We start from the raw sequence: 16,807 nt of genomic DNA, 5'->3' as shown, positions 1-16,807 counted from the left end.
ATGACTGGATTTAAACTGGATTGCGTGCTGTTTGATCTGGACGGGACCTTGGTCGATACCGCACCCGATCTGATCGCCTGTTTGAACAAGACGCTGCTGGCCCACGGTTTTCCGGAAGCGCCTGCGGAGACAGTGCGGCCCTTCATTTCCCACGGTGCCATGCCGATGATCAGGCATTGCGTGAGCGTTGAAGACAGCTTGGCGCAGCAGATGCTGGCCTTTATGCTGGATACCTACGAACAGAATATCGCCGAACATAGCCGTTTTTTTCACGGCATTGCCGATAGTTTGGAAGCGATAGAACAACTGGGTTTGAAGTGGGGCGTAGTCACCAACAAAAAATCCCGTTTTACCGTGCCCTTGATGGAGGCGATGCAACTCAGCGACCGAGCCGCCTGCATTATCAGTGGCGATACCACTGCCAATAGCAAGCCGCATCCGGAACCGATGTTGGCCGCCTGCCGTCAAGCCGGGGTAGCGCCGGAGAATTGCGTGTATATCGGCGATGCGATACACGACATTACCGCCGGCAAACGCGCGAATATGAAAACCCTGGCGGCACTATACGGTTATTTGCAAAGCGACGATCAGCCCGATACCTGGGGTGCCGACGCTTTGATCGAACAGCCGCCTCAATTGATGGAATGGATACACGCTAATTTATGTCATTAAGCAATAAGGTTTTACTGATTACCGGAGCCGGCGGCGGTCTGGGCGGCACGGCGGCGCTGGCATTAGCCGGGCAGGGCGCGCAAATCATTCTGCTGGATAAAAGCATTCCCAAGCTGGAAAAAATCTACGATGCGATTGTCGCTGCCGGCGGTCCTGAACCGGTGATGTATCCCTTCGATTTGGCCGGTGCCAGTGAAGCGCAATACGAAGAAATGGCCGAAGCGATAGCGCAACGCTACGGTGCTTTGCATGGCGTATTGCATGCGGCCGTGGAGTTTAGCGCTTACAGCCCCATCGCCAATTACAAAACCAAGGATTGGGGACATGCCTTAAACGTCAACCTCAGTGCGCCTTTCCTGTTGTGCCGGGTGTTGTTGCCTTTGCTGCAACGCAGCGAGCATGCTTCCATCGTGTTTATTTCCGATTCCTCGGCGCGTAAAGTCCAGGCTTATTCAGGTGCTTACGGCGTAGCGAAAATCGCGCTGGAAGGCTTAGCCGGTATTCTGGCCCTAGAACTGGAAGCAGCTGGAAAAATCCGTGTTAATACTTTGGTCCCGGGACCGGTGGATTCGCCATTACGGAAGAAAGCTTTCCCGGCCGAAGATAAAACCAGGCTGCCAAGCATGAACAGCTTGGACCCGCTGTATGTTTACTTATTCAGCGACGCCAGTATCGGCAAGACCGGTCAAATTATTGACGCCCAAACTTTCAAACCTTAAGAAACTTATGGCAGACAGAGAAGTTGTATTTTTAACCCGCGACGTCAACATCGTCACCATTCCGGACGGCAACCACGGCACCTTGAGTAAAGGTCAGGAAGTGACCATCCATCAGGCCTTGGGCAGCAATTACACCGTGGTGACCGATTACGGCCATATGGTACGGATCGCCGGGATTGACGCCGATGCCTTGGGCAAGGAAACCCAGCATTTGCATACCCTAGTGTCGGAAACCGACAGCAAGGCGGTGGAAAAGAACTGTTGGGAAGTGATGAAAACCGTCTACGACCCGGAAATCCCTGTCAACATCGTCGATTTGGGTTTGGTTTACCATTGCAGCGCCAAGCCTAACGCCGATGGTGGCAACGATGTGCATATTCAGATGACCTTGACCGCGCCCGGATGCGGCATGGGTCCGGTCATCCAAAGCGACGTGGAAAAATGCATCCGCGCCTTGCCCGGCGTCAGTTCGGTTGATGTCGAAGTGGTGTTAGATCCGCCCTGGTCGCGGGAAATGATGTCGGAAGTCGCGCAAGTACAGTTGGGTTTGTTTTAAAAGTCGGCAAAGGGAGGCGGCGGCAGCTAAGCGGCGGAAAATTGCCGCTTGCTGAAGAAAACTGCGGTTGTTTGTGTTTAAGTCATTGTATTTTATAAATATAAAATAATTGGCACGCTCTTGGCTTTATTCTCCTTGAAGTTTGATTCAAGACTCGGGGAACCGTCATGAGAGATAAAGCAGCCGATTTAGCGATAGTCAGTAATAAAACCTTTGAAGCGTCAACCGCTGTCAATTTGCATCACTACGATATCAGTAGTGCTTTGCAGACTTCATTGGAATTCAACGAGTTGATCGCCATTTTCTGCGACAAAATTCAAAATACCATTCCGCATAACGGCTTTGAATACATCAACGAAGATTTCGATTTGGAATTCAAACGCGGCGTGATGGCCCGCCACTCTTGCAGCTATGCCCTAAAAGTCGAAGAGCAGCAGCTGGGCGAGTTGAAACTAACCCGTAGCAATCGCTTCAGCAAAGATGAGCTGAAAATGCTGGAAAGCCTGTTGTGTTGCCTGATTTACCCACTAAGAAATGCCACCTTGTTTCAGCAAGCATTGAAAATGGCATTCACCGACCCTTTAACCAAAACCAATAACCGCACCGCGTTTAACGACTGTTTGCTGCGCGAAATCAAACGTGCGCATCGTAATTCGCAGCATTTGTCGGTGATTTTTGTGGATGTCGATCACTTCAAGCATATCAACGACGATTACGGGCATGCTTGCGGCGATTTGGCTTTGTCGTCATTGGCCGGCTGGTTGAAAGACAGTGTGCGCGGCAGCGACGCGGTGTTTCGTTACGGCGGCGAAGAGTTTGTGATTTTGCTGAGCGATACCGACATCGACGGTGCGATGGTGATAGGCGAGCGCATCCGCGCAGATATTGAATCGCACACTTTGGCTTATGGCATGGACGTGTTGAATCTGACCGCCAGTTTGGGAGTTGCAGCCTTAAAAGGTAGCGATAGCCCGGAATTCTTGCTCAAACGGGCCGACGCCGCGATGTATCAAGCCAAACAACGCGGTAGAAACCGGGTAGAAGTGGGATATTGATTCGGTTTTCGCACTGCGGCCATCAGACGGCGATAGTCGCTTAACCCACTTTAAAGCGATAGCCCACACCCGACTCGGTCAGCAAATATTTCGGCTGAGTCGGATCGCTTTCCAGCTTTTGCCGCAATTGGCTCATGTAAATCCGCAAGTAATGCGGATTTTCCTGATACGACGGCCCCCACACTTCCTTCAAAATTTGCTGATGCGTCAAAACTTTGCCGGCATGCTTGATCAGCACGCAGAGCAAGCGGTATTGAATCGGCGTCAGATGAATGTCGTTGCCATCGACGCTGACTACCCGATTGCGCAAATCCACTTTCAGTGCATCAACGACAAACACCTCGTCCTGAGCATGTTCCGCCGGTCGGCTGGCATGCCGCAAAGCCACCCGTATGCGCGCCAACAGCTCGCCAAATCCAAACGGCTTGGTTAGGTAATCGTCCGCGCCAGCGTCCAAGGCGTCGATTTTTTGCTGTTCGTTACTGCGCGCCGACAGCACGATGATAGGCATGGCCGACCAGCCGCGCACACTCTTGATCACCTCGACGCCATCCATATCCGGCAAGCCTAAATCCAGAATCAGCAAATCCGGTTTACGCACGCCGGCTTCAATCAGGCCTTGTTTGCCGGTCTCGGCTTCGAATACCGCAAAGTCGTGCGTCGCCAGACTGGTACGCAAAAAGCGCCGGATCGGTGGATCGTCTTCGATCACGATAATAACGGGATGCGTTTTAGCCATGGCCAAAATCCAGTGGGATTATGTTCATTCCTCCGGCTCCATAAGCGGAGGGGATTCGTCGTTGGGTAGCGCGAAGGTAAAGATCGCACCGCCCCCCGGTTTGTTGTTAGCGCGAATCCGGCCGCCATGCACTTCGACAATGGCTCGGCAAATCGCCAGCCCCAAGCCGACGCCGCTTTGCGCCGATTCATGACGGGCTTGGTAAAATTTCTCGAACAATTTATCCTCCAGACCTTTGGGAATACCGGGGCCGTGATCGGCGACCGAAATTTCCATCGTATTGCCGACGTATTGGGCAAACACTTCAAGTTCGGAACCCGCAGCGGTATAGCGCACGGCGTTTTCCAATAGATTAATCAACACCTGCTCTATCATCACCGCATCGACAAACACCAATGGAATGCCGGGCGGCAGGCTGACGCTGACCTTTCGTCCGGCCAAGTGTTTTTGCAAACGGGTCAGCACCGTGCCGATAATTTCTTCGACAGGATGCCACTGTTTGTTTAATTCCACCACGCCGGCGTCGAGTCTGGCCATGTCCAGAATATTATTCACCAAATTGGCCATGCGTTCGGCTTCATCATAGATGGCACGGCCGAGTTCCAGCCGGTGCTGGGCTTGTAAATGGCCTTCGTCTTCGACTAAGGCGCTGGCTGAGCCGATGATCGTCGACAACGGGGTCCGCAAGTCGTGAGAAATTGCGCTGAGTAAGGAGTTGCGCAGCCGTTCGGCCTCGATTTGTAATTGCGTTGATTTGGCCTGTTCGGCAAAGCGTAAACGGGCGACGGCCTGGCCGATTTGCCGCAAAAAGGTTTCCAGTAATTTTTGCTGCTCCGGCAAAAACACCCGGCGTAAATTGACCGGTAACAGCGCCAATACGCCGATGGCCTTGTCTTCGTCTTGAATCGGAAAATAAATCGCCGCGCTGCCGGGTAAGGTATGGGTGCCGTGCCCGGCCATTTCGTTATGATCGTAGACCCACTGCGCCACACTCAAATCCGTGCCGCGCAAGGATTGAGGCAGGCTGTGTTGTTTGGGATAGACCAGCCGTCCGCCCGCGTTGGCAAATAAAATGACATTGCGGCTGCTGAATTCGGCGTATAGATGTTTAACAGCGGTCGCGACGATCTGCTGTTCGCTTTGCGCCACCGCCAGCTCCTTGCTCATCGCGTATAAGGCCGCGGCGCGGCGTTCGCGATGCGCGGCAACCTTGGCCTGCGCGCGGACGTTGACCATCAGATTGCTGATGACAAAAGCCACCACCAGCATGGCCAACAACGTGATCAGATATTGGCTATCGGCTACCGACAGACTGTAGAAAGGCTGCACGAACAGCACGTCGAATACGCCGACGCTGAGCAAGGAAGCCAACACCGAAGGCCCGCGCCCGAAATGGGTGGCGACAAACACCACACCGAGTAAATACACCATCACCACATTGGCCAGTTCCACCTTGCCGAACAACATCTTGCCCACCGCCGTGCAGAGCAAGGTCACTCCCATCGCCCACAGATAGCCGCGATAGCGTCGGCGAGTTTTACTGGGGATGCGTTGTCGCAGGCCGGGCAGGGGTGATTTCTTGAATAAAGACAGCTCGGCTTCCAGTTCCTCGCGTTCGCCCAGTTGCGGGCTGCCCAGCAGGTAAATATTGATATTGTGAGCGTGGCTGATCAGCACATCCACCACGGAACCCAACAGCCAGCGCCGCCAGCCGCGCCGGCTGGGCTTACCGACCACGATTTTGTTGATATTGCGTTCGCGGGCAAAGCGGATGAGCGCTTCGCTCATCTCCGGCGCGCTGAGTGTCACCGTTTCGGCGCCAAGCTGTTCTGCCAGCCGCAAAACCCGCAAAATACCGTCGCGCTTTTCGGCGGGCAAGCGCGCTAATTCGGGCGTTTCCACGTATACCACGATCCAGGCCGAGCGCAGACTAGTCGCCAAGCGCTTGCCGGCTCTGACCAGACGCTCAGCCAGCACATTCGGGCCGATGCACACCATCAGCCTTTCGTTGACCTGCCAGACTTCGCGAATCGCATTGTCTTCACGATAATCCAGCATCTGCGCGTCGACGCGATTGGTGGTTTGCCGCAAGGCCAGTTCGCGTAGCGCAATCAGATTGCCTTTACGGAAAAAATTCTGAATCGCGTGTTGGGCTTGCTGCGGCAAATAGACTTTGCCTTCTCGTAAGCGCAGCAACAATTCGTCCGGGGGCAAATCCACCAGCTCGACTTCGTCGGCGTCCTCGAATACTGTGTCCGGCACAGTTTCCCAGATACGGATGCCGGCAATCTGCCCTACATCGTCGTTCAGGCTTTCCAGGTGTTGCACGTTCAGCGCGGTATACACATCAATCCCGGCTTCCAGCAATTCGCGAATATCTTGCCAGCGTTTCGGATGGCGCGAGCCGGGGGCGTTGGTGTGCGCCAACTCGTCGACCAAAATGATGGCCGGCCGGCGTTTTAAGGCCGCATCAATATCAAACTCCTGCAACACGGCGCCTTTGTAGTCGATCTTGCGGGTTGGGAGGATTTCCAAGCCCGCCAACAGTGCTTCGGTGTCCGCACGACCATGGGTTTCTACCAAGCCGACGATCACATCGAGATTTTCCGCGCGGCGTTCGCGCGCCGCTAGCAACATCGCATAGCTTTTCCCGACCCCGGCCGCCGCACCAAAAAAAATCTTCAGGCGGCCGCGTTTGGCCTTGGCTTTGTCGCGTTCGACGCGGGCCAGAAGTTGATCGGGGTCCAGGCGTTGTTCGTTCATGGTCTGGCGGCTTGCGAGTAGGCGTCCAAAGCCAGATTTAAACTCAAGACATTGACTCTAGGTTCGCCGAATATTCGCCATTGCCTTGGTTCGCTATGCGATTCGACCAAATCCCGAACGACACTTTCCGGCAATTTGCGCGCTTTGGCTACGCGCTTGATTTGGTAATGGGCCGCCGCAATACTGATGTGCGGGTCCAATCCGCTGGCGGATGCGGTAACCAAATCCACAGGCACCAGAGCACGATTGTCCGGGTCGAGTTGCTGTAGTGCTCGAATGCGCAGTTTTACCGCGTCGCTCAAGGCCGGATTGGTCGGGCCGAGGTTGGAACCACCGGAGGCGGCGGCATTGTAAGGGTAGGGCGCGGTCGCCGACGGCCGGCCCCAAAAATAGCGGGCCTGGCTGAAGCTTTGACCGATTAGAGCAGAGCCGATGGCTTGGCCTTGTTTGTCTTGTATCAGGCTACCGTTGGCTTGGGCAGGAAAAACGCTTTGCGCCAGCAAAGTAACCAGCGCCGGATAGAGGCCGCCGGTGAGAAAGGTCATGAGCAACAGGAGGGTGGCAGCAGGTCTGAAATAGCTTGTCATGTTGTTCTCCCTACACCAGATTCATCGTTACCAGAATTAAATCAATCGCCTTGATACCGATAAACGGCACTATCAAACCGCCAACACCGTAGACCAGCAAATTATTTTGCAACAGTTTTTCAGCGCCGAGCGGCTGATATTTGATGCCTTTCAAAGCCAGCGGGATCAAGGCGATGATGATCAGCGCATTGAATATCACCGCCGACAGTATAGCGCTGGCCGGGGTGGCCAAACCCATGACGTTCAAAACGTTCAAAGCCGGATAGGTGGTGGCAAAGGCGGCCGGGATGATAGCGAAATATTTTGCCACGTCGTTGGCTACGCTGAAGGTGGTCAAGGCCCCGCGCGTCATCAACATTTGCTTGCCGGTTTCGACGATCTCGATCAATTTGGTCGGGTTGGAATCCAGATCGACCATATTCCCGGCTTCCTTGGCGGCCTGGGTGCCGCTGTTCATCGCCACCGCCACGTCGGCTTGCGCCAGTGCCGGTGCGTCGTTGGTGCCGTCGCCGGTCATGGCTACCAAGCGGCCATCTGCTTGATGCTGACGAATCAAAGCCAGCTTGGCCTCTGGCGTCGCTTCGGCCAGAAAGTCATCCACGCCGGCCTCGGCGGCAATCGCCGCAGCGGTTAGGCGATTGTCGCCGGTGATCATGATGGTTTTGATGCCCATCTGCCGCAGTTCGATAAAGCGTTCCTTGATGCCGCCTTTGACGATGTCTTTTAATTCGATGACGCCCAGGGCCTGCTTGCCATCGGCTACCACCAGCGGCGTGCTGCCGCGCCGCGCCACGTCGACGACCATTTTCTGGATTTCGTCGGGAAAGCGGCCGCCTTGTTCGGTCACATACTGTTTAATCGCATCCTCGGCACCCTTGCGGATTTGCCGCATGTTTTCGCTCCCTCGCCCTTCGGGAGAGGGCTGGGGTGAGGGGAAATTGACCCCGCTCATCCGGGTTTGGGCGCTGAAGTGGATAAAAGTCGCGCCCAGGGATTGCACGTCGCGCTCGCGCAAACCAAACTTTTGTTTGGCCAGCACGACGATGCTGCGGCCTTCCGGGGTTTCGTCGGTCAACGAGGCCAGTTGCGCGGCATCGGCCAACTGCTTCTCGCTGATACCCTTGGCTGGTATGAAAGCCGCAGCCTGCCGATTGCCTAAAGTAATGGTGCCGGTTTTATCCAATAACAGTACATCCACATCGCCGGCCGCTTCCACGGCGCGGCCGGAGGTGGCAATGACATTTTTCTGCATCATCCGGCCGATCCCGGCCACACCGATAGCCGACAGCAAGCCGCCTATGGTGGTGGGAATCAAGCACACCAACAGAGCCACCAGCACGGTGATCGAAATTGGGTGGCCCGCGCCGGCCATTTCCACGCTATACAACGAGAAAGGCAGTAAGGTTACCGTGGCCATTAAAAACACCAGCGTCAGCGCCACCAGCAGGATGGTCAAGGCAATCTCATTCGGAGTTTTCTGCCGTTTCGCGCCTTCCACCATCGAAATCATCCGGTCCAGAAAGGTCTCGCCGGGGTTAGCGGAAATCCGCACCACCAGCCAATCCGATAATACCCGAGTACCGCCGGTGACCGAGCTGAAGTCGCCGCCCGATTCACGGATCACCGGCGCGCTTTCGCCGGTGATGGCGCTTTCGTCCACCGAGGCCACGCCTTCGATGACATCGCCATCGCCCGGCACAAAATCCCCGGCTTCGATCAGCACCACATCGCCTTTCACCAGGCTGGATCCGGCGATTTTGGTGTAGTTACTACCGTAACGCGGTTCATCCAGCTTCTTGGCGGCAATATCGCGCTTGGCGGTGCGCAAGAAAGCCGCCTGCGCTTTGCTGCGGCCTTCCGCGGCGGCTTCGGCGAAATTAGCGAACAGCACGGTAAACCACAACCAGACTGTGATGGTTAAAATAAATCCAGCCGGTTCTTCGCTATCGCCGGCCAAAGCTTGCAGCCATAACAGCGTAGTTAGCAGGCTGCCCAGATACACGACAAACATCACCGGATTTTTCCATTGTTGCTGCGGCGTCAGTTTTTTAAAGGCTTCCCAAACCGCTTGCTTAAGCAGGTCAGGGTCGAATAAGGAAGACGAGAGCGCTTTGTGAGTCATATGCTTACCTGCTATGAAATCAAGAATGAGCGAGCATGTGCAACTGCTCGACGATAGGGCCTAAGGCCAGCGCCGGGACAAAAGTCAGCGCGCCGACCATTAACACCGTGATAATCAGCAACACCGCGAATAAAGGCGTATGGGTGGGTAAGGTGCCGGGGCCGACCGGTACGTGTTTTTTGGCGGCCAGCGAGCCGGCGATGGCTAATACCGGAATCATCAACCCGTAACGCGATACCAGCATGGCCAAGCCCAGCAGGTAGTTATAAAACGGCACATTGGCCGATAAACCGGCGAAGGCGCTGCCGTTGTTATTGCCGGCGGATGACAAGGCATACAGCACTTCGCTAAAGCCGTGGGCGCCTGGATTGAGGATGGATGCCTTGCCGGCTTCGGTCATTAGGGCTATCGCCGTGCCGCCCAGCACTAAGAGCGGGGGAATTAAAATAATTACCGCCGCCATCTGCATTTCAAAGGCTTCGATTTTTTTACCCAGATATTCCGGCGTCCGGCCTATCATCAATCCGGCGATAAACACTGCCACCAGCGCGAACACGATCATGCCGTAAAGACCCGAGCCGACACCGCCGAAGATCACTTCGCCCAGTTGGATCAACCACATGGGGATCATGCCGCCGATGGGAGTGAACGAGTCATGCATGGCGTTCACCGAGCCGTTGGAGGCGGCGGTGGTCGCTACTGCCCACAGTGCGGAATTGACGATGCCGAAGCGGGCTTCCTTACCTTCCATATTGCCGCCGGCTTGTTGATTGGACGCGGCTTGATCAACGCCCAAACTCGCCAGCGCCGGATTGCCGTGCTGTTCGGCGGGTACGGTGACGAACACCAGCGCTACAAACACTAGAGTCATCGCTGCCAACAGTGCCCAGCCTTGCCGGCTATCGCCGACCAGAAAACCAAAGGTATGGCATAGCGCGGCGGGGATTAACAGGATGGCAAGCATTTCCAAAAAATTGCTTAGCGGGGTGGGGTTTTCGTAAGGATGCGCCGAGTTGGCATTAAAAAAACCGCCGCCGTTGGTACCAAGCTGCTTGATGGCGATTTGCGAGGCCGCCGGGCCCAAGGCCAGGGTTTGTTCCTGGCTTTGTTGGCTTTGTTGGCTTTGAGTGACGGGTTGACCTTGTGCATCCAGAACAGCGTGCCCATCCGCATCAATTGCTGGTGCCGAGTAAGTTAGCGGTTCTTGCAGCTTGACGGTGGCATAGCGATCAAAAGTTTGCACCACGCCTTGCCCCACCAGCACGACGGCCAGCAGCAATGAAAGCGGCAACAGGATATACAAGGTCGAGCGGGTCATATCTACCCAGAAATTGCCGATAGCGTTGGTGTTACGCCGGCTGAAACCGCGTATCAAGGCCACCAACACTGCCATACCGCTGGCCGCCGATAAAAAGTTCTGCACGGTTAACCCTAGCATTTGCGTGAGATAACTCATGCTGGCCTCACCGGCATAGCCTTGCCAATTGGTGTTGGTGGCAAAACTGATCGCGGTATTCAACGCTGAGTCGGAGTTGATGGTCGGTAAGGCTTGCGGATTGAGCGGCAACAGGTCTTGGCAGGTTTGCAAGCCATAAACCACCAGTAAACCCAGCACGTTAAAGACTAGCAATGCACCTGCGTATTGCTGCCAGCGCATGTCTTGCTGGATTTGGATGCCGCACAGCCGATACAGCCCGCGCTCAAGCGCGGCAAGCCAAGTGTTGGCGACGATGGATTCGTCTTGATACACCCGTGCCATGTACGTACCCAGCGGCTTGCTCAGTAGCAGTAAGGTCAGCAGATAGATAAAAATTTGTAGAAAGCCGGCTTCGTTCATCAGAATTTCTCCGGATAAAACAGCGCGACCACTAGATAAATAAACACCAGCAGCGCCAAGCCGCCGCTTAATAGATAAATCCCGCTCATATAGACCTCCTGCAAAGATGCTTAAGCATTTTTTAGACGGGCGAATACGTCAAACAGTCCAAAATTTTGGCGGTTTTGCCGCTGATCGCCTGAGTCACAATCTACCGATTGGCGGGTAAAAATGTCGTAAAAATTCTTGGGATATTCGTTAAGAAAACATAAAACTCAATCGAATTTGTTGATCAAGAAGGCTTTTCTGTTGGGAAACTTGCTCTTGCTTTGGCGGGATTAATTCGGGATTGATGGCTGAATTGTTTTGCCGATTGACGGTAGTTCGTGGTCAAGGACGCAATAGCCTGCGGGTATTGCGCCGTAAGTAATTAACCCGGCCCTATTCATCGCTGATACGCCATTCGGGCTGAGCCCGGCGGAGCCTGAGGTGGTTAGCCCTGCGTTAGGGCGAACGGTAAAGGACCGGATTAATCAGCGCCGCCACAGGGCGAAATATGCCTTTGTCTATTGTCGCCCTGTGGATTTAGCCTTACAGTCTTGAAACGCGACGAATTAACCAGTTGCGTTTAACGGGACCAGCGTAATGCCTTGGTGATATTACGCCGACTGATGAATCCCAAGCCGCTCAGCAGCAGCCATGCCGCGCCGGGAAGTGGTACGGACGAAATCGGCGAAGCAAGGCCCAGTTTGATGTTGTCCACCTGGGCATAGGTAGAGCTGAAGATAATTTTATTCAGGTTTTTGAAGGAATCGTTGAAATAAAGGGTTTCCAGCGTATTTGTGGTCGCGTCAAGCAGGAATGACTGGCTGACGAAGCCGCCGGCTTGCGGGTAGCCATAAACAGAGAACTGCCGGCCGCTGGCAATTGTCCAAAACGACGCCGCGTCCATACTGAGTAAGTCAAACGAACCGCCATCCTGTTTTTCCAGTAAAAAGACGCTACCTTGATTGGTGACTACCCCGGAATACAAACCGACGCTGCCGGTCCAATAAGGGCTGGCAGGCATGATCGCGTAGAGGGTGCCACCGCTTAACTGGAATGACACCCCGGCCAGCGTGCTCAACTTGAAGCCGTCTTCCAAATAGGGTTTGGGCACTGTAATTTCGTGATTGGTGGGATGTAAAGCAATGCTGTTGAAATCAATGGTGGTGACGGCAGCATGGCCCGAGTTTGCCAAACCGGCAAGTAACATTCCGATCGCCGGAAACAGTGTCTTTTTCATTCAATTCTCCTGATTGTTTGAGGTGGTGACTACATTGAGGGGTGAGTCTAACGAAGCCAATAGCTTGCGAAAACTGCACAAAGGGGTAGGGGAAAGGTAGAACTGATGATGCCGGTCAAACAGAATTTGTCCATTGACCAAGCGCATCTCCGATTTTTATACAAAAAATCAGGAGAGGGTCCTGCTCCGTAACAAGACGTTTGTTCTGGCAGCCGTTATCAAGTAGTTGGGTCTATCGACGGTAATGTGTTCATCAAATGAATGAGACCGCACTTCCCGTGACTGCAACCGCATTTTAAAGCGCGCCGTTGGCATGTAAAAACATCCAGAATGCAAGCACGAGATGTCCAGTGGTGCCGCCGGTTCTTGTGGCGGCACCGCTAAACCGCTTGGCGGCGCCTTCCTGCCCGCCGGATGTGCATTCGGGATATTGGGGGACGCAGACGCGGGAATTTTATATGCCGCCGGGACTTTTTAGGACGCCCTCGCAGCGGCCGGAAACCCGCACAGGTGCTATGGAAGTCAGGCCAAAGCGGCTGTCTATGCCTTCGGCCCGTTTAATCAGGCAAAAGTTAGCGAGAATATTCGTACCAATGCAGTTCGGCGAACGTCATTCCGAAACGGCTGTGGCCAGTATTAGCGCCCGATCCAATTCCGCCAATGTATTGTAAAAATGCGCCGAAAAGCGAATCCCGCCGCCGCGCATGGCACAAACCACACCATTTTTTTGCAAATGCTTATAAAGCACCTCATTGTCTATGGATCGGTGTTTGAAGTTGACGATGCCGGACTGCAAACGGCTGTGCCGCTGCGACAGTAAAATCAGCTCGGCGTTGGTGCTGATGGCGTCGCGCAGGTAGTTACTGCGTTCCAGAACCAGGGCCTCAACCGTTGGCATGCCGGTTTCCAGCAATAAAGACAAACTGGCGGACAAGGCGTGAATGCCTAACATGTTCGGGCTGCCACATTCGAAACGGCGGGCGCCGGGATGGATCTGCCATGGCCGATTTTCGTAGTTATGGGTGTCTTTCATCATGTGCCAGCCGAATTGGCTCAGCTTTAGCCGGTCGCGCGCGGCCGGATTGGTATAAAACACCCCCAGGCCTTCCGGGCCGAACAGCCATTTATGGCCGTCGGCCATCACGAAATCGGCGTGATAAGCTTGCACATCAAATTGCACCGCGCCCAAGCTTTGAATCGCGTCGATGCAAAACAGGATGCCGCGCTGTTTGCAAAATTCGCCGATGCGTTCCAGATCCATGCGCAGGCCGGAGGCGAATTGAATGGAACTGATGGTCAACAAACGGGTATTGCCATCCACCCGCGCAAACAGAGCATCTTCCGGGGTTGCGGCACTGTGCAAATCGGCTTCTCTAAACTCGACGCCGCGCTCGGCCAAGGCTTGCCAGGGCAGGCGGTTGGACGGGAATTCTTCGTTGCTGGAGACGATGTTGTCGCCGGCTTGCCAGGGTAAGCCAAAGGCCACGAAAGACAAGGCTTCCGAGGTGTTTTTCACCAGGGCAATATCGTTGGCCGAGGGTGCATTCAGTAAGGCCTGTAATTGGCGGCGGATTTCGTTTTCCTTTTTCAACCAATCCAGATAGTAATGCGAACCGAACTGGATGTTTTGTTCGGCAAATTGGATTACCGCTGCGCTGGTGCGTTTCGGCCAGGGGGCTACGGCAGCGTGGTTGAGATAAATCAGCTCGTCGGTTAACGGGAATTCGGGGTGTTTCATGTTGCGTACCGGTAAAAAGGGGGAGGGCGAATCTATAAAGGATGATGCGGTAAAACACTCGGCCTATCAACCTTCTGTACAGATGATGGGCTTGCTCGGACGGCTAAAATTTGGGATTTCCGCGAAAATAGTGGGGCCTAGATCGTCCGGAAAATCCAGGCGCAAGTGGCGTATCTGTTTAAAAATTAGCCAGTAACCTTTTAAAACAGGTTACGATCCCGATATATTAAACGGCGTTTTTATTTTGGTTGATCGATATGATGGAATTAACTTGGATTAGTACGGCATATATCGCTGGTTTGGTAGCCAGCCGCCTGTCTTTTCCGCCGCTGGTTGGTTATTTGGTCGCTGGTTACGTATTACATGCCCTGGGCATAGCGGTATTACCGGATCTTCACCATTTGGCGGAGATCGGTATTGAATTATTGTTGTTTTCGGTTGGTTTAAAACTCAAGCCCAGTTCGCTGATTCGTCGCGAAGTGCTTAGCGTCGGTGGCTTGCATTTAATGTTGATGGCGTTGATTTCCGCGCTGGTGTTTCTGTGGCTAGAGCAGCGAGTGACCGGCGGCTTGGTGCTGGGGCTCAGTTTGGCGTTTTCCAGCACCGTGTTGGCGATCAAGGTGCTGGAAGATAACGGCGAATTGTCGTCGCTGCATGGTCGGGATGTCATGAGTATCCTGATTTTGCAGGACATCGTGGCAATCGGTTTGTTGGCGCTGGCGGAAGGCAGGCAGCCTACGCCTTGGGCATTGGCTTTGTTACTGGTGCCGCTGTTACGGCCGATAGCGCATCGGGTATTGTCGGTCAGCCGATCTTCGGAACTGAAATTGCTGTTGGGGGTAACGCTGGCGTTGGCTGGCGGCGTCGCCGCGGAAAGTGTCGGTATTGCCGCGGATATTGGCGCTTTGTTGACCGGCGTGATGTTGGCTAATCATCCCAGGATCAAGGAGTTAAGCGACAGACTCTGGGGCTTGAAAGAGCTGTTTTTGGTGGCGTTCTTCTTGCAGATTGGTGTCAGTGACTTACCGAACCGGGCGCAGATTATGGACGCCTTGCAATTGCTGGCGTTGTTGCCTTTGCAATGTGCGCTGTTCTTTGGTCTATTTGTGGTCGCCGGACTCCGGGCGCGTACTGCTTTCGTATCGTCCTTGGCCTTGACGACGTACAGCGAATTTTCGCTGATTACCACCAGCGCCGTCGTCAAAGCTCAACTGTTGCCAGCGGAATGGAACGCTATCATCAGTTTGGCGGTGGCCGGTTCGCTGGCCATTGCCGCACCGTTAAACCGTTATTCCCATCGCTTGTTTTCCTGGGTAGAGCCACTGCTGGTGAGGTTTGAAAGAAAGTCTGACCACCCGGATCGCCTGCCGGATTCGTTCGGCGCCGCCGAATGGCTGGTGATAGGCATGGGCCGAACCGGTGGTGTGGTCTATAAAACCCTGTGCCAGCAGGAGCAGCGGGTGGTTGGCTTGGATGCCGACCCTACCGTGTTGGAATATCATCTTGCCGCCGGCCGCCGCGTGCTCTACGGGGACGCCGAGGACACCGAATTATGGAGCGGTTTACCCTTGCATAAGGTTAAAGGCATTATCCTGACGGTGCCGGCATTCGAGGTGCGTTTGACCGCGGTGGCTCAGCTTAGGAAGCGCGGTTTCACGGGGCAGATCAGCAGTATTTGTTACCACGGTGTGGAAGAGCAGCAATTATCAAAAGCGGGCGCCAATTTTGTGATCCATCCCTTGATTGAAGCTGGTAATCGTCTTGCCCACCTGATGCTGAATCGCCGGGAGCAATCAAGCCAGTGAAGAGCTGCTGATCTTGGATGGGCAGCGAATCCAGGTGTTTGCTGCTTAAGGCCCGCTTTCAGCGTAACCAAGGGCAAACCGCTAAAATACCCGGGTTTGTAGCGAGACTAAGCGGCTTTGCTGACAAACAAAACGATGTTGCTGGTGTCCATTGATGGCCACGCCTGAAAATCGATAGGCAGCTCCAGCAATGGCCCGGTAACGCATGACTTCAACGAGCCATCGGTTGCGATATAAAGCTTTTTCGGCAACTTGGCTTTGTGATTGTCGATTTTGGCGGTTTGAGTGTTCATTACGCTTAGGCTGGTTAGCTTGGGAGATTTCACTTTATTGCCGGTTTCTTATTGCTGCCTTAACCACGCGATGGCATTTGGATTACGGCGATCCTAGGCGGAATGACAATCTTCGGAAATAGGGGCCGTGCAATAGGATTAACGGGTTATTTAATTATCTGCAACGTATGCCAAACCCAATATGCTCGAGCAAATTAAACTGTTTTTTGAAAAACACCTGTCCTTACCGTCACCGGAGGCTGCGGAAGCAAAGCTTCAAGAGGCTTTGACTGCCTTAATGACCGAAATGATGACCATGGACGATGTCTGTCAAGATGTCGAACGGACCAAAATCCTGTCCTTGGTGCAAAAGTGCTTTTCGCTCTCCACCGAACAGGCTGAGGCCTTGATGGCCAAGGCGGAACACAAGCGTCAGCAGGCGGTTGACTATTACGAATTTACCTCAACAATCAACCAATGCCTTGGTCCTGAAGAAAAGATAAAGTTTGTTAAATCTCTCTGGCAAATCGCTTATGCCGACGGCACTATCGATCCACAAGAGGAATATCTGGTGCGGAAGATTGCCGACCTGCTTGGTGTCTCGCATACCGATTTTATTCTGGCCAAACTGCGCGCGAATCCCGATACTTGAAAATCCCCAGACCTGTTTAAATGAAG

Annotated in this window: 15 protein-coding genes; 6 read left to right on the top strand and 9 right to left on the bottom strand. The window is 54.0% G+C overall.

Going from position 1 to position 16,807, the window contains the following annotated elements; translation table 11 throughout:
- The 4 genes from QLH52_RS14110 (at position 1) to QLH52_RS14095 (ending at position 3,002) form a co-directional block, all read left to right on the top strand.
- Positions 1–672 carry an HAD family hydrolase gene (locus QLH52_RS14110; RefSeq protein WP_033155278.1) on the top strand — a complete coding sequence of 224 codons (672 nt, stop codon included), beginning with the start codon at positions 1–3 and terminating at the stop codon, positions 670–672.
- Positions 663–1,391, top strand: coding sequence for an SDR family NAD(P)-dependent oxidoreductase (locus QLH52_RS14105; RefSeq protein WP_033155277.1), 729 nt, complete (start codon positions 663–665; stop codon positions 1,389–1,391). Before QLH52_RS14110 ends, QLH52_RS14105 begins: the two co-directional genes overlap by 10 nt.
- Before the next feature lie 7 nt (positions 1,392–1,398).
- Complete coding sequence (gene sufT, locus QLH52_RS14100) at positions 1,399–1,947, top strand: putative Fe-S cluster assembly protein SufT (RefSeq protein ID WP_033155276.1); 549 nt, start codon at positions 1,399–1,401, stop codon at positions 1,945–1,947.
- A 167-nt stretch (positions 1,948–2,114) separates the two neighbouring features.
- Positions 2,115–3,002 (top strand): GGDEF domain-containing protein, encoded by an 888-nt coding sequence (locus QLH52_RS14095; protein ID WP_033155275.1) that lies wholly within the window; start codon positions 2,115–2,117, stop codon positions 3,000–3,002.
- 40 nt (positions 3,003–3,042) lie between these two features.
- Here the strand turns inward: QLH52_RS14095 and QLH52_RS14090 are convergent, their stop codons facing one another.
- From QLH52_RS14090 to QLH52_RS14055, 8 genes are all read right to left on the bottom strand, one after another.
- Entirely contained in the window at positions 3,043–3,741 is a 699-nt protein-coding gene (locus QLH52_RS14090) for a response regulator (RefSeq protein ID WP_101055320.1), read from the bottom strand.
- Positions 3,742–3,765: 24 nt separating this feature from the next.
- Positions 3,766–6,504: a sensor histidine kinase KdpD gene (locus tag QLH52_RS14085; protein WP_319961985.1), complete on the bottom strand. Its 2,739-nt coding sequence runs from the start codon at positions 6,502–6,504 to the stop codon at positions 3,766–3,768.
- Positions 6,501–7,091, bottom strand: a complete 591-nt coding sequence (kdpC, locus tag QLH52_RS14080; RefSeq protein WP_319961984.1) for a potassium-transporting ATPase subunit KdpC — start codon at positions 7,089–7,091, stop codon at positions 6,501–6,503. The genes QLH52_RS14085 and kdpC overlap by 4 nt, the downstream gene beginning before the upstream one ends.
- A 10-nt stretch (positions 7,092–7,101) precedes the next feature.
- Complete coding sequence (gene kdpB, locus QLH52_RS14075) at positions 7,102–9,213, bottom strand: potassium-transporting ATPase subunit KdpB (protein WP_319961983.1); 2,112 nt, start codon at positions 9,211–9,213, stop codon at positions 7,102–7,104.
- Positions 9,214–9,232: 19 nt separating this feature from the next.
- The gene (kdpA, locus tag QLH52_RS14070) at positions 9,233–11,050 is read right to left on the bottom strand and encodes a potassium-transporting ATPase subunit KdpA (protein WP_319961982.1); all 1,818 of its coding nucleotides are present in this window, start codon (positions 11,048–11,050) and stop codon (positions 9,233–9,235) included.
- Positions 11,050–11,139 (bottom strand): potassium-transporting ATPase subunit F, encoded by a 90-nt coding sequence (locus tag QLH52_RS14065; protein ID WP_033155269.1) that lies wholly within the window; start codon positions 11,137–11,139, stop codon positions 11,050–11,052. The genes kdpA and QLH52_RS14065 overlap by 1 nt, the downstream gene beginning before the upstream one ends.
- A 518-nt stretch (positions 11,140–11,657) precedes the next feature.
- On the bottom strand, positions 11,658–12,314 hold the full coding sequence (locus QLH52_RS14060; protein WP_319961981.1) for a hypothetical protein: 657 nt from the start codon (positions 12,312–12,314) through the stop codon (positions 11,658–11,660).
- A gap of 610 nt (positions 12,315–12,924) precedes the next feature.
- Complete coding sequence (locus QLH52_RS14055; protein WP_319961980.1) at positions 12,925–14,052, bottom strand: aminotransferase class V-fold PLP-dependent enzyme; 1,128 nt, start codon at positions 14,050–14,052, stop codon at positions 12,925–12,927.
- A 257-nt stretch (positions 14,053–14,309) separates the two neighbouring features.
- Between QLH52_RS14055 and QLH52_RS14050 the strand changes: the two genes are divergently transcribed.
- Entirely contained in the window at positions 14,310–15,857 is a 1,548-nt protein-coding gene (locus tag QLH52_RS14050) for a cation:proton antiporter domain-containing protein (RefSeq protein ID WP_033155266.1), read from the top strand.
- Between the two features lie 107 nt (positions 15,858–15,964).
- Here the strand turns inward: QLH52_RS14050 and QLH52_RS14045 are convergent, their stop codons facing one another.
- Positions 15,965–16,150: a hypothetical protein gene (locus QLH52_RS14045; protein ID WP_319961979.1), complete on the bottom strand. Its 186-nt coding sequence runs from the start codon at positions 16,148–16,150 to the stop codon at positions 15,965–15,967.
- A gap of 181 nt (positions 16,151–16,331) precedes the next feature.
- Between QLH52_RS14045 and QLH52_RS14040 the strand changes: the two genes are divergently transcribed.
- Positions 16,332–16,781, top strand: a complete 450-nt coding sequence (locus tag QLH52_RS14040) for a tellurite resistance TerB family protein (protein ID WP_319961978.1) — start codon at positions 16,332–16,334, stop codon at positions 16,779–16,781.
- Positions 16,782–16,807 lie beyond the last annotated feature (26 nt).

The organism is Methylomonas defluvii (assembly GCF_033949435.1).
In the GTDB taxonomy this organism is placed as follows: Bacteria; Pseudomonadota; Gammaproteobacteria; order Methylococcales; family Methylomonadaceae; genus Methylomonas; species Methylomonas defluvii.
The sequence above is the reverse complement of the archived record's forward strand: the minus strand, read 5'-3'. Positions and strand labels throughout refer to the sequence as shown.